The sequence below is a fragment of the Marinomonas dokdonensis genome (assembly GCF_052747885.1).
In genome coordinates this window covers 356,334-368,294 of sequence record NZ_JBRAND010000001.1, presented here as the reverse complement: position 1 = coordinate 368,294, position 11,961 = coordinate 356,334, and the positions used below count along the sequence as shown (strand labels likewise).

At 38.1% G+C, this 11,961-nt stretch carries 14 protein-coding genes and 5 tRNA genes; 16 read left to right on the top strand and 3 right to left on the bottom strand.

The features are described from left to right. Positions 1 to 36 precede the first annotated feature (36 nt). The 12 genes from pgsA to ACUM5Y_RS01645 all read left to right on the top strand — a co-directional run bounded on the left by pgsA (position 37) and on the right by ACUM5Y_RS01645 (position 7,714). Positions 37 to 597, top strand: a complete 561-nt coding sequence (pgsA, locus tag ACUM5Y_RS01700; RefSeq protein ID WP_445975114.1) for a CDP-diacylglycerol--glycerol-3-phosphate 3-phosphatidyltransferase — start codon at positions 37 to 39, stop codon at positions 595 to 597. Positions 598 to 693: 96 nt separating this feature from the next. Further along, positions 694 to 768, top strand: a tRNA-Gly gene (locus ACUM5Y_RS01695). 23 nt (positions 769 to 791) lie between these two features. Beyond that, positions 792 to 865: transfer RNA gene (locus tag ACUM5Y_RS01690), tRNA-Cys, on the top strand. Positions 866 to 875: 10 nt separating this feature from the next. Then, positions 876 to 962: transfer RNA gene (locus ACUM5Y_RS01685), tRNA-Leu, on the top strand. A gap of 178 nt (positions 963 to 1,140) precedes the next feature. Continuing rightward, entirely contained in the window at positions 1,141 to 2,154 is a 1,014-nt protein-coding gene (locus ACUM5Y_RS01680) for a site-specific integrase (RefSeq protein ID WP_445975113.1), read from the top strand. 413 nt (positions 2,155 to 2,567) lie between these two features. After that, complete coding sequence (locus ACUM5Y_RS01675) at positions 2,568 to 3,125, top strand: hypothetical protein (RefSeq protein WP_445975112.1); 558 nt, start codon at positions 2,568 to 2,570, stop codon at positions 3,123 to 3,125. Beyond that, on the top strand, positions 3,122 to 3,622 hold the full coding sequence (locus ACUM5Y_RS01670) for an ImmA/IrrE family metallo-endopeptidase (RefSeq protein WP_445975111.1): 501 nt from the start codon (positions 3,122 to 3,124) through the stop codon (positions 3,620 to 3,622). The genes ACUM5Y_RS01675 and ACUM5Y_RS01670 overlap by 4 nt, the downstream gene beginning before the upstream one ends. Before the next feature lie 146 nt (positions 3,623 to 3,768). Beyond that, the gene (locus tag ACUM5Y_RS01665; RefSeq protein ID WP_445975110.1) at positions 3,769 to 4,323 is read left to right on the top strand and encodes a hypothetical protein; all 555 of its coding nucleotides are present in this window, start codon (positions 3,769 to 3,771) and stop codon (positions 4,321 to 4,323) included. Positions 4,324 to 4,524: 201 nt separating this feature from the next. Further along, positions 4,525 to 5,529 carry a hypothetical protein gene (locus tag ACUM5Y_RS01660; protein ID WP_445975109.1) on the top strand — a complete coding sequence of 335 codons (1,005 nt, stop codon included), beginning with the start codon at positions 4,525 to 4,527 and terminating at the stop codon, positions 5,527 to 5,529. Positions 5,530 to 5,688: 159 nt separating this feature from the next. After that, complete coding sequence (locus ACUM5Y_RS01655; RefSeq protein WP_445975108.1) at positions 5,689 to 6,234, top strand: hypothetical protein; 546 nt, start codon at positions 5,689 to 5,691, stop codon at positions 6,232 to 6,234. Further along, complete coding sequence (locus tag ACUM5Y_RS01650) at positions 6,227 to 7,201, top strand: hypothetical protein (RefSeq protein WP_445975107.1); 975 nt, start codon at positions 6,227 to 6,229, stop codon at positions 7,199 to 7,201. The genes ACUM5Y_RS01655 and ACUM5Y_RS01650 overlap by 8 nt, the downstream gene beginning before the upstream one ends. 36 nt (positions 7,202 to 7,237) lie before the next feature. Further along, positions 7,238 to 7,714 (top strand): hypothetical protein, encoded by a 477-nt coding sequence (locus tag ACUM5Y_RS01645; protein WP_445975106.1) that lies wholly within the window; start codon positions 7,238 to 7,240, stop codon positions 7,712 to 7,714. Positions 7,715 to 7,771: 57 nt separating this feature from the next. Here ACUM5Y_RS01645 and ACUM5Y_RS01640 read toward each other — a convergent pair whose 3' ends face one another. Further along, positions 7,772 to 8,053 (bottom strand): helix-turn-helix transcriptional regulator, encoded by a 282-nt coding sequence (locus tag ACUM5Y_RS01640; protein ID WP_445975105.1) that lies wholly within the window; start codon positions 8,051 to 8,053, stop codon positions 7,772 to 7,774. A gap of 531 nt (positions 8,054 to 8,584) precedes the next feature. Here ACUM5Y_RS01640 and ACUM5Y_RS01635 point away from each other — a divergent pair. The 3 genes from ACUM5Y_RS01635 to ACUM5Y_RS01625 all read left to right on the top strand — a co-directional run bounded on the left by ACUM5Y_RS01635 (position 8,585) and on the right by ACUM5Y_RS01625 (position 10,079). After that, positions 8,585 to 9,049, top strand: coding sequence for a hypothetical protein (locus tag ACUM5Y_RS01635; RefSeq protein ID WP_445975104.1), 465 nt, complete (start codon positions 8,585 to 8,587; stop codon positions 9,047 to 9,049). Positions 9,050 to 9,174: 125 nt separating this feature from the next. Beyond that, positions 9,175 to 9,603 (top strand): acyl-CoA thioesterase, encoded by a 429-nt coding sequence (locus ACUM5Y_RS01630; protein WP_445975103.1) that lies wholly within the window; start codon positions 9,175 to 9,177, stop codon positions 9,601 to 9,603. 29 nt (positions 9,604 to 9,632) lie between these two features. Next, positions 9,633 to 10,079 (top strand): hypothetical protein, encoded by a 447-nt coding sequence (locus tag ACUM5Y_RS01625; protein WP_445975102.1) that lies wholly within the window; start codon positions 9,633 to 9,635, stop codon positions 10,077 to 10,079. Positions 10,080 to 10,318: 239 nt separating this feature from the next. Here the strand turns inward: ACUM5Y_RS01625 and ACUM5Y_RS01620 are convergent. Together ACUM5Y_RS01620 and ACUM5Y_RS01615 are read right to left on the bottom strand one after the other, a co-directional pair. Further along, a tRNA-Leu gene (locus ACUM5Y_RS01620) sits at positions 10,319 to 10,403 on the bottom strand. Positions 10,404 to 10,472: 69 nt separating this feature from the next. Further along, a complete protein-coding gene (locus ACUM5Y_RS01615; RefSeq protein ID WP_445975101.1) occupies positions 10,473 to 11,699 on the bottom strand; it encodes an EAL and HDOD domain-containing protein in 1,227 nt (408 codons plus the stop codon). A gap of 170 nt (positions 11,700 to 11,869) precedes the next feature. Here ACUM5Y_RS01615 and ACUM5Y_RS01610 point away from each other — a divergent pair. After that, a tRNA-Ala gene (locus ACUM5Y_RS01610) sits at positions 11,870 to 11,945 on the top strand. The last annotated feature ends 16 nt before the right edge of the window (positions 11,946 to 11,961 follow it).

Here is an 11,961-nt window from a genome sequence, read left to right as displayed (position 1 = left end):
GTATTTAGGCTTAGCTTGAACAACATTAGGAAGACCATGAACATACCTAACATCTTAACGTCAGTACGGATTTTTATGATCCCGATCCTCGTGGCCGTTTATTATTTACCATGGGAAGGGCGCTACTATGCCTGCGCTGTAATCTTTGCTTTAGCGGCCATTACAGACTGGCTAGATGGTTATTTGGCCCGTAAATTGAACCAGACAACCCCCTTCGGAGCTTTCTTTGATCCGGTGGCAGATAAGGTCATGGTATCGGTTGCCCTAGTCATGCTGGTGGCTAGTTATGCGCACCCATTATTAACCTTAGCGAGTGCCGTCATTGTCGGCCGTGAAATTGTTATTTCAGCGCTGCGGGAGTGGATGGCAGAAATGGGTAAACGTGCAAGTGTGGCTGTGTCTTATATTGGGAAGCTAAAAACCGCCATGCAGATGCTCGCAATCTTCATTTTATTAGGCACACCACCAGGTTCAACTTGGGCATTTATTGGCCAAAGTGTGCTAGTGGTCGCTGCCTTGCTAACTTTGTGGTCCATGTATGTTTACTTAAAAGCAGCGTGGCCAGAGCTAATGCCTAAAGAGTCGAACGAAAAGTAACCAAATACAAAAAAAGTCGCTAAGTTAGTTATTTATTTGGTTTTTTTCCTTGACCTAAGCTCAGAAATTCATAGAATATGCACCATCTTTTGAGACGCGGGAATAGCTCAGTGGTAGAGCACAACCTTGCCAAGGTTGGGGTCGCGAGTTCGAGCCTCGTTTCCCGCTCCATCTTAAAAGAGTTCTGATAGTTAGGCCGGATGGCAGAGTGGTCATGCAGCGGACTGCAACTCCGTGAACGCCGGTTCGATTCCGACTCCGGCCTCCATATCAGAAATGCCCGGGTGGTGAAATTGGTAGACACACAAGACTTAAAATCTTGCGATAGAAATATCGTACCGGTTCGATTCCGGTCCCGGGCACCATTTATGGTGCCTTTTTTTATGTCCGAACTTTCTTAATCCTTCTTATCCCTTCTATATCAAGCCTTTCAGGCGTTTTATTGATTTTCTCAAATTGCCTACTTTTCCTATCCTGTGCTATGTTTTCTATAATACAGCACCATTTGAGCACCATATCCAGCACCATTTTTGAGGACGAATAATGGCTAGTGCCTACAAACGAGGGAATAAGTGGAGAGCACAGTTTGAGCTTTCAACAGGCCGCAAGACGAAAGACGGATTCAAAACAAAGCGAGAGGCACTTGCTTGGGGCGTAGAGGCTGAAAAGCTAGACAAAGAGAGACTGTCAGATGAAATCCCTGATCGTCCTTTCAGTGAAGCTCTAGAGCGTTATCGTGATACTGTAAGTGTGACCAAACGTGGTCAAAAGTTTGAAATACGTCGAATTGACCGATGGCTGGGCAATGGATCGGATGACATAGACCCTTTATGCTTTATCTCACTGCAGAGCCTACAAGCAAAACACTTTGCAGAATGGCGTGACAGGCGGCTACAGCAGGTTGCTGTAGGTACTGTACTAAGGGAGTGGAATGTTTTGTTAGCAATTTGTAGTGTCTGCTCAAAAGAATGGGGCTGGCTAAAGGACAACCCAATGTCCAAAGTAAAACGGCCAGCAGAGCCTGAATCCAGAACAAGAAGGTTGTTACCAGGCGAGTTTGAACAACTCATGATCGCCACACAATACGATATAGAGATAGCGCCAGAATCGAAAAGCGAACGTATAGGTGCTGCCATTGTCTTTGCCATAGAAACCGCCATGCGTGCCGGTGAAATTTGCGGTATAACATGGGGTGATGTGAATTTAGAAAAACGCACCGTTCATTTACCTAAAACAAAGAACGGTAATCCTCGTACTGTGCCGCTATCTACAACAGCTGTGAAAGTATTGGAAAAACTCAAGACATTAGATGACTGCAAGTTGAAAGCCTTTAACTTAAAGTCAGACTCGCTTGATGTGAATTTCAGAAAGATTCGTAACAAGTGTTTGATAGATGATCTGCACTTTCACGACTTGAGACGGGAGGCACTCACGCGACTAGCCACCAAAGTGGACGTACTTAACCTAGCTAAGATTTCTGGCCATACCGATTTACGCATCTTACAAAAAGTGTACTACGCACCAGATATGGGTGAAATAGCTTTGATGCTGGACTAGTGTCTTTTCAAAAATATTTTTCGAGTATAAAAAGCAATAAAGACAATGACTAAGAGCCTATAAGCACCAAGAATAGATGAAATAGAGCCCTAGAATGGTAGTTTCTCTTTCCCTAAATGCTCGTTACAGGTAAAATTCAATGACTCTTTGGTTTGACTTGGTTTGACTTGGTTTGACTTGGTTTGACTTGGTTTGACTTGGTTTGACTTGGTTTGACTTGGTTTGACTTGGTTTGACTTGGTTTGACTTGGTTTGACTTGGTTTGACTTGGTTTAACCGATGTAATTGATGAAAATAGTGATATATAAGATTAAAACAGCCGCCTTTGAGCGGTTGTTTTGGTTGGGGAATATATTAAATGTACTATATGTAGTTATTTTTTAAGATATTGATACTACATATAGTAGGTAGGGATGCTATTAGTGTTAATCAAATGTTTAAAAGCTGCCCATTGGGTATGGACTGTAGTTACATTATCTATAGCTGGTTTTTGGTTTATACACCATGGTGGAACTAATTGGTTTCCAGTGTCTGTTTCTGTAGTTAGTAGCGCAATCGCTGAAACTAATTCTAAAGGTGCTCAAGTATTAGCTTCATCTGAAATTGTGGCCGGTATTCATTCAGATGCGATTAATATCGCCGCTCAGTTGGGAAGAATGGATATGGCTGCATTAGCTATGACCATTATTAGTGTTGTATTTGCACTGTTAGGTATTTTCGGCTTTATGCATCTTAAAGATCGAGCCGAATTTATAGCTAAGAAAACAACAGAAGAATGTTTTGATAAGCATAAAAAAGAAATGACATCGACATTGGAAAAAAATGCGGTGTCATATATGGAAGGTGTGGTGCCAGACTTGGTTTCTGATTATGTGGAGCTTAGCCAAAGCGGAATTAAAGCAGAAAATGAAGATATGTCTGATGATATTGCACCTGCTCCAGATGAAGAAATTAGTAGGGGGGGATTATGAATAAAAATAGCTTCGAAATCGTAAATGAGGCAATGCTTAGCCAACCTGTGGACTTAGATCAATTGTGTTCTGATTTAGGTATAAAACTATCTAGAAAACGATTAGCTGAAAATATTTCAGGCATGATAGAACGAAAAGAAGATAATAAATTTGAAATAACTGTGAATAAGAAACACGGTGAATATCGTCAGCGTTTTACGATTGCGCATGAAATAGGGCATTTTATTTTGCACCGCCACCTAATGGGAACGGGAATAACTGATAATGTTGCTTATCGTACTGATGGAGATATGAAGAACAGTAAAATTAAACCTTCACATGAAGCGGAAGCTAATCGATTTGCTGCATCTTTATTGCTTCCAAAAGAGCAGGTTGTAGATAAGTTTAAAGAAATGACGGGAAGTGTAGATAATAAAATTTCTCAACTTGCAGATTATTTTGAAGTTTCTTTAACTGCAATGACAATACGTTTGAAGACATTCAGACTGATTTCGTAATAACTAATAGTGTACTTGTTTGATAAAACCGCCCAAGTGGCGGTTTTTTTGTGCCTGGAGTTTGGTTCGGCTGGCATAAACGTGCAAAACGTTTTAATGTAAAGAAATACTGACATTAAGCAATGGATTCGCGTGGTAGCCTTCTTATGGAAAAGTTTAAGACATTAGATGAATTAACCAAAATTGACAGAAAACACCTGCACTTCGTTGATCATAATGGGGAGCATCTAAACCTTAATTGGCTCCATAAAGCCCTCTCAAAAGAAGTGCTAAACGATGAAGTGCCGGACGAAATCAAAGGGCAATTCAATGTAGCTAGAAATATGGCTCTCTTCACATACTACTTTTATGCCTTAGCTTCCGAAGTACACCTTAAAACATACACCGTTATCGAACATGCACTCAGGCTCAAAATTAACCCCCAAAGTAGAATGTCGCTAGCCAAAATGATTAATCATGCTGTTGCGCAACGTTGGATTAGTGATGCTGGTTTTAGGCATCTAGAGACAGATGAGCTGGGTAACGAATGGTGTAAAAGTATGGTTGATATTATCCCCAAGATGCGAAACTCAAAAGCTCATGGCTCTACTATATTAGTACCTGACTGCTTGCATCATATTTGTGTATGTACAGATTTTCTTAATCAGCTATTTCCTAGCAATCCAGTAAGCGAGGAAAGGCAATCACCACGTATTGTTTGATAATGGTGGGTTTACCATCACTGAAGACCTAAAGCTGATCGGCATATAAAGACAGTAACAAAGCACAAGATTGAACGAGAGTTTATCCAGTGCCACCGCGAGCATTATCAAGTGGAAAAATAGTATTTTAATAAAACTACTAAAGGATTAGATTTTTATACTTCGTTGTTCCTAATTATTAAAATTTGAGTGATTACATAAATGATTAAAGATACATTAAACTCTTTGAAAGGTGTGCTTTATGAGCGAATCAGCAGCCCACTTTGGGGGACGTATTTCGTTGCATGGTTTTTATATAACTGGGAGGTGGTATTGATCTTTATGACTGAATCATCACCAACACACAATAGAGCTGAATTGATAAAAGCATACTTATACACTGGAGAAAGTTTTAATTATAGTTTGATTTTTTGGCCTTTATTAATTGCTATTGTTTTACTTGCATTAGTTCCAGTCTTTCAAGTTTTATACTTTGTTTATTCAGAATTTGTTAAAATGCAAGGTAAAATTCGTAGAGATAAATTTGAGTCGAAAACACGTCTTACTATAGAGCAAAGTAATGACCTAAGAAAAAGAATAATCAACATCAGTACGTCTAGCCAAGAAATTACATCTTTTCAAGATCAAGAAATTAATAGTCTTAAAGAGAGTATAAAGAGCCTTCAATCTACTCTTAATTCAACTGAGCCAAATGAAGAGTTAGAATTACTTACACAAGAATTAAGCGAGATGAAAAGAACGAATGCAGAAATATCTGCTAATTTGTCTGAGCTTCAATCAAAAAATATTAAGAATAAAGTTAATGTTAAAGTAGATGCTGTTGATATTGAGTATGCCTTTGCTCGTATAACTGGTAACGAAATCGGAGATAGGGGACATCCTTATGATGCTGATATTTTTAGAGGTGGAAGAATATCTGAGATATCAAAAGCTTTAGAGCTTGCGATTGGAGCTATTGAGAAGCGTTTTAAAAATCTATCTCTTTCTGAAAGTGATAATGAAGCTGGCGGAATTGGAGCTCAAATTGAAGTGGCACTATTACGACTAAAAGAAATTATTAAGAATATGGAAGGTCATGAAGGATTAGAGCCTCATGATTATCATTGGTCAATTGCTGCTAGCTTATTAACGGTCATTAATACATTGTTGGTTATAGCTGAAAGGAATGTAAAAAATGCACATGGGGAGAAGTGGATTTTAGATTAATGCTGTTGGTTTTCCGTAAAATGCAGAAGAAATATTAAATGTTTAAAATACGTAAATTTATATAATAGGTAATTTTTCATAATTCGATTGGGTAAAGGGTAGAACTAGAAGTTTATTTCAATCTGACCCTATTTATTGCTATTTTAATATGGAAATAAGATGGAATTAGTAGAGAAAAAATTTCGAGATGTTAAAAATGGGCATCCTAAATATATTCTTAGGTTGACGAATTATATTGAGTACCTTTTTGGAAAAGGGAGAGTTCATGAGGCCAAATATTTTTTTGATATCCTGTATGCAATAAAGCCAGATCATATTAAAACAATTAAGATTGGATATGATTTATCAATTGCTATATTTAATAATGAGCTTGTCCAAATATTTGATAAGAAGATCATAGGCCTAAAGAGAAAATCGTTATATTACGAAATTCATTGGTTTCAACTAAAATACTATATTTCAATAAATAATTTTGAGAAAAGTGCGCGCTTGTGTAATGTTCTACTTTCTAATAAAAATGATAATAAATATTTGAGTACAGTTTTTGAGGCGTGTTTTTCACAAGAAAACTATGATATTGCAAAAAATATTTCTGAGTATGTAAAAAGAAATAGGTTGATTTTAAATCAAAAGGCTGAAAAAGAAATCAAAAAAATAGTGATAAAAAAATTTTTAAATACAATTGTGAGATTTAAAAATGCCTAATTTCTTAGTCTTAAAAATCCTAGAGCAGAAAAGTGTATCACTTTCCTCTACACAAGTTTATGGTGAAGTGGAGATACGATCTCAATCCTGTGACTCAGAATCTGAAATAGAGGTTTTAAAAAAGTCAGCAGAATCATTTCGATCTGATTTTTCTAAATATTCTTATTGTGCAAGGATCGCTACAGTTGTTCAGGATCTTGATATTGAGGATGCGGTTGAAGCTGCAGAAAATTTGTTTGCAGAAGTTCTTGATTTGAAATCGTTAGAGTTTCCTATTTCAGATGTTAAAACGTCGAATATAGGGCTGACTAAAGACTTAGACTCTGGGGAAATGCTGCCCCTACTGACTGCAGGTTTCACACCTTCAATGTCATTTTTGGTGTCTCAGGGTAGTATCCAAAGAATAGATGCTGCTAATTATATACTTTCTTTAGATACCGAATTAAGCAACCGTTATAAAAGATCTTTGCACTGGGTAAGAAATGCAAAAAATGAGAACAATAAACAACTAAAAGCACTGTTTTATTGGTTTTCTTTAGAAGCTTTAATTAAAGAAAATGAATCTGATAATATTAGTGGATTAGTCCGTTGGTTTTTGGGGTTTCCAAATGGTGCGAGAAGAGCTCAAGTTTCAAGCACTATTCTCACTAAATTAGCTTCTCATGCTAGGTATCAGTTTTGGAGTGGTGAGCTTACACGTATACTTGATAAAATGAGAATCTTTAGGAATGACTCAGTTCATTCAGGATTTAGAAGTGTAGATTTTACAAGCGATGAGCTTAGTTTATTCAATCAGGTCATGGTTTTTGCTACATCAAGAGGTCATTTTCTGGTTCAGGAAGCATTGCTTATGGGGATTGATACCGTTTCAAATTTTAAAGAATATATTCCTTTGATATTTGAAGATAATAATAATCTAATTAATGATGTTCATGGGAATATAATATTTTCTCTCGATAGGCATTAATTTTCTTAGAATTCTTTATATGGTAATGATTTTATTATGGAAAAGAAAATAGATTTGCTAAGAAAAAGGGTAAGAGAGGTTGGCGAAGAGATGGAGCGTTATTACCATTTTTTCCCAAAGTTAGCTGAAAAAATTGTGCTTGAGTTTGGTGAGTATATTGGAGACCCGGAATCAGTTAATTTTATAAATTTAGATGGAGATGTAAGTCCAAAATCTAAGCATAGAAGTGGTGTATGTGAACTTAGGCGTGGGCGATATTTGATTCCTATTTTAGTAACGATACATAATATTGAAGATAATGGTTGTATGTACGCAAAAGTTATTCTGAGTGCGTACTTGAAAGGTGATGAAATATACTTTGATGGAAATATAACAGCTACTGTAAAAGATGATGATTTGACACCTTTGTATGATTGTATTTTTAACGCTATCTATGAAGATTACTCTTTGGAAGTGATTTTTTCCCATGGAGAAAATTATCAAAGCTCAAAAATAGGGTTCACTAAAGGCTAATTAAATGACACAAAAAAACCGCCTATTTGGCGGTTTTTTATATCTGATGTAAATCACTTAGTGTGTGACCTTTTGGGCGAGTGCCCATGACATGACGTCGCTGGCAACCCAACGCCAGTTAGTGCGGTTTTCTGATCCACCGACGTTCCTTGCTTGTGGGAAGGTGCGTTTGCACGCTACGTCGCCCATGAATTTCTTTTTTGATAACCCTAGGTAAGCGGCGCATTCTTCTGAACCCCAAAGGGTTTTGTTGTCAGCAACTTTTGGCTTGCTTAAGGTTTGGATAAGTTGCTCTAGCTTGTCTTCTAAAATGCTTTGCTTGATTGCGGTATTGTTCATGTCTCTCTCCTATGCCAATTTGCTTACGTTTTGCTTGTATTGCTTAATGGTTAAATCTTTAAGGGCTTGAATGTTCCAAGGAGTGCGGCAGTCATGGGTGAAAGCTACGTCCATTTGGAAGCCGTAAGGTTTCAAGCCGAGAATGTAGGCGACAAAGAAGCGCCATAAGGCAACTAAATGACTGCGTGGAATTGTATTGAGTTGGGTTTCTGGGTCTTGGCCGTGGTAATCGGTAAAGAACTCTTCGCAGGCTTTTTGAAGCCTACCGCTGGCATCGCGGGATTTAACGAAGTCTAGCAGCTCTATTTTTTAATGTTCTGTAACGCGTTCTGTGACTGTTTGTAACTGAAATAGTACAAACTGTGTGCTTTTGTTTCTGTCTCTTGGTTTGCCCCAGTTATCTGTGCGTTAATACACCTATTGAAGTTTGGCTCTTATGTTTTTTGATGGTATGGGGTCTTTTAAGAATAGGTAGTTTAAATCTGGCTGCTTAGTTAGGAATTGAATGGGTTCGCTAGATTGGAGACACACATGCAAGCAAGTAAATTCAAAGATTTTTTAGAAAAAGGCGCGCTTTTTCAATTGGCCAAAGTGGATGTGTCACTTTGCTCTGAGGGACGTTTAACTCTAGATGAAAAACACCAGCCTAACTTCTTCTGTCTAATTTGCAATGAAAATCATAAACATGAGTTTGTTGTGGATGAAAAGAAAAATCACCTTGCTCCTGCTTCTGATACGGTGGATTTAACCTTCAGCTGCAGTCAGTGTGTAAGCGCTTTTAAACATATTTCTTTACGAGTTTTAAGTCCTAGAGATATTTGCACACATTATGGTCATGGTCGCAAAATGAGTGTACAGAAACTATCTGATTCTGTTTCTTTATGTACTACAGGAATTAAAGAGAATGATAGGGTCAATGGCTTGTTAAACAAGTTTCCACATAATCACCCTATTCGTGATTATGAATATGAGTTGGATACACAGAAAAGTCAGTAATTAGTGTAAACCCCCTTAAAATACCTTAGAGCCGCTTCAATAGCGGCTTTTTCTTGTCTGGTATTTGTTTAAGCTTTCTTGCTAGTATTTGATGAAAGGCACAACTGAAGTTTCAAAGGATGCATATGTCTGAGTCAAATGAAAAATCTAAGGTAAGGCTAACGACACGTACAGTGGCTATGCCAAGTGATACCAACCCAGCCGGTGATATTTTTGGTGGCTGGGTTGTATCGCAAATGGATATCGCGGCAGGAATATGTGCAGGACAGCGTGCGCAAGCTCGTGTGGTCACCGTGGCAATCGACAGTATGAGTTTTATTAAGCCTGTTAAAGTAGGGGATATATTGGGCGTATACACCTGTGTTGATTCAGTAGGGCGAACTTCTATGAATGTTAGGGTAGAAGCTTGGGTGCGACGAGGTCGTATTGGTCAACGTGAAAAGGTTACTGAGGCCATGTTTAAGTTTGTGGCCATTGATGAAGAGGGGAAATCTACCCCAATACCAAAAGTAGAAGACCTACCTGACTATGTGAACCATGGCTTTGATGATTAAGTCATAATCAGAGATAAAAGGATAATCTCATGGCATATTTTGTTCGCTTTCTCATTAGGTTAAAAGAAGCCTTACGGAAGAATGCATCACATGATATATCTGGAGCCGACATAAAGTACAAAAAAGCGGAGATGGATGCGTCATTAACACCACGAAGTATATTGCAGCAAGAAATTACTGAGATACTGAGCAAACAATTTAATGATGCAAAAATAAAGCAAAAAAACTCCCATCATTGGGGAAATATCGGCTCTAAAGTGGAGCAGGCAGCATTAAAGTGTGAAGGTATCATTACCTTAAAGTACAAAGAGAGTTTGCCGGATTACTTTGACAGAGTATTACCTGAGCTAGGAGTCTTAGCAGAGTCCTATCGGAGGTATACAAGTGATGAAGATGGTTATGCGCTAGGCACGGTACGTGAAGTAGAAAATGCCTTGATTTCTTGTTCTAAATCTATCAAAAAATTTAAGGGTTAAAGAAACAGTCTTATCTTTAGGGCTAATATAGGGCAATAAATATATGACGTGATAAATTGATTGAGCTGTTCCGCATTAGAAGGTTTTGCTTAATTTAAAAGTTTGAAGGGCTGTTTGTGGTGATAATAACTTATACTGAGTAGGTTTAATAAGTAAGAGTACAGTTTAATAAACCCGAAAACTCATAAGGCTAAAAACAACAAAGCCCTAGCTAAAAAATAACTAGGGCTTCATCTAAATGGTACCAGTAGGCGGACTCGAACCGCCACGCCTTTCGGCAACGGATTTTGAATCCGTCGTGTCTACCAATTCCACCACACTGGCCTTGAAAAAGGTGATGCGTATTTTAGGGTTTTTTATAACCCTGTCAATCATTTGCAAAAAATAATTGTGTTATTTGAGTGAATTGATGACATTGCTTGCCCAAACAATAGACTCAAGAAAGGCAAGGTTGAGCTTTTGTCTTTCTTTATCACTTAGGCTATTGAGTCTGGACCATTTTTGTTCTTCACAGCTAAGGGTTTGTTTTAATATTTCACCAAGGCTGCCAGACCCAGATAAGATAGCAGAGCTAATGTCATTAGATAATGCGATTTGTTTTAAGATGACACGCTTTTCTACACCGAATAATGTGTCAATTCCAGATAGAAGGCCTGTTGTGAAAGCGGCATCACTAAGTTCTGGGTATTTATCTGCACAGATTTTTTGGCAACAGCTGCCACGCGCCAAAAGGATTTTAAATAAAGATTTTGGCTGATCAGAAGAAGAGGTTAAAGTGATCAATAATGCCCATTTCTTAAGTTCTCTAAGGCCGATAAGAACCACTGCATCTTTAATGGAGTCAACCTTTTTGCTCAATCCACAGACGGGATTATTGAGTATGCGGAGCAACTGAAAAGACAGGGTTGGATTTTGAGAGACAAGAGTGGATATTTGTTCGATCGATACATCAACATCTTGTAAAGCGTTAACTAATGACATGGCGCCGTGAGTCGCAGTATCAACCACTTTACCCTTAACCAGCTGCGGCCTTTGTAAGTAATAGCCTTGGAATAGCTCAAAACCCATCTCTTTGCACACATCAAACATTACTTGGTCTTCGACTTTTTCTGCCAGTAATGTAATTCCCATGGCTTTTAGTTCAGCGATTTGTTTGGCAAAACGCACTGGGTGTGTATGGAGAACATCAATTTTTACAATAGAGATCCAAGGTAATAGTGCTTTGTATTCCTCACTAAATTGATAGTCATCCAGTGCAAAAAGGTAACCAGCATGATGCCAATTTTTTACCGCTTCAATAAACTCAGGGGTAAGTTGCTGGTCTTCAAGTATCTCGATATAGATGGACTTAGGATCAATCGGAATGAAAGCATCCGATAGTAGCAGTCCTGTGGTCATATTGATAAAAAAAGGCTTTTGTAACTGAGACTCTAGCATGGTGATGCCAATGCACAAGTTTGCCAGTACTCTATTTGTGGCCTGGTTTCCATCAAACACATTGGCGTGGGACGGGCTATCCTTTTCACGGAAAAGTAGCTCATAGCCAAAAATTTCATTGTCCAATGAAAGTATGGGCTGCTGAGCCATCATTAGGTCATTCAATACTTCAGGAAAATCCATAATTCAATCATATTGTCATGTCAGATAGCGCAATATAACACGAGATTCTAATAAGTTGTGTGAAAATTAAGCGCATTTTGAGACGTAAAAATGTGTTCTGTTACGCTTTTTTACAATTACTTATTGACAGGTTTTTTCCTCGGCCATAAAATGCTCGGCGATTAATTAGTGGGGCTATAGCTCAGCTGGGAGAGCGCTTGCATGGCATGCAAGAGGTCTGCGGTTCGATCCCGCATAGCTCCACCATTAATTTCTTAAAATC

Excerpts from the sequence above, each read along its gene's own strand:
- pgsA (WP_445975114.1), top strand. The coding sequence starts at position 37 with ATGAACATACCTAACATCTTAACGTCAGTACGGATTTTTATGATCCCG.
- ACUM5Y_RS01680 (WP_445975113.1), top strand. The coding sequence starts at position 1,141 with ATGGCTAGTGCCTACAAACGAGGGAATAAGTGGAGAGCACAGTTTGAG.
- ACUM5Y_RS01675 (WP_445975112.1), top strand. The coding sequence starts at position 2,568 with ATGCTATTAGTGTTAATCAAATGTTTAAAAGCTGCCCATTGGGTATGG.
- ACUM5Y_RS01670 (WP_445975111.1), top strand. The coding sequence starts at position 3,122 with ATGAATAAAAATAGCTTCGAAATCGTAAATGAGGCAATGCTTAGCCAA.
- ACUM5Y_RS01665 (WP_445975110.1), top strand. The coding sequence starts at position 3,769 with ATGGAAAAGTTTAAGACATTAGATGAATTAACCAAAATTGACAGAAAA.
- ACUM5Y_RS01660 (WP_445975109.1), top strand. The coding sequence starts at position 4,525 with ATGATTAAAGATACATTAAACTCTTTGAAAGGTGTGCTTTATGAGCGA.
- ACUM5Y_RS01655 (WP_445975108.1), top strand. The coding sequence starts at position 5,689 with ATGGAATTAGTAGAGAAAAAATTTCGAGATGTTAAAAATGGGCATCCT.
- ACUM5Y_RS01650 (WP_445975107.1), top strand. The coding sequence starts at position 6,227 with ATGCCTAATTTCTTAGTCTTAAAAATCCTAGAGCAGAAAAGTGTATCA.
- ACUM5Y_RS01645 (WP_445975106.1), top strand. The coding sequence starts at position 7,238 with ATGGAAAAGAAAATAGATTTGCTAAGAAAAAGGGTAAGAGAGGTTGGC.
- ACUM5Y_RS01640 (WP_445975105.1), bottom strand. The coding sequence starts at position 8,053 with ATGAACAATACCGCAATCAAGCAAAGCATTTTAGAAGACAAGCTAGAG.
- ACUM5Y_RS01635 (WP_445975104.1), top strand. The coding sequence starts at position 8,585 with ATGCAAGCAAGTAAATTCAAAGATTTTTTAGAAAAAGGCGCGCTTTTT.
- ACUM5Y_RS01630 (WP_445975103.1), top strand. The coding sequence starts at position 9,175 with ATGTCTGAGTCAAATGAAAAATCTAAGGTAAGGCTAACGACACGTACA.
- ACUM5Y_RS01625 (WP_445975102.1), top strand. The coding sequence starts at position 9,633 with ATGGCATATTTTGTTCGCTTTCTCATTAGGTTAAAAGAAGCCTTACGG.
- ACUM5Y_RS01615 (WP_445975101.1), bottom strand. The coding sequence starts at position 11,699 with ATGGATTTTCCTGAAGTATTGAATGACCTAATGATGGCTCAGCAGCCC.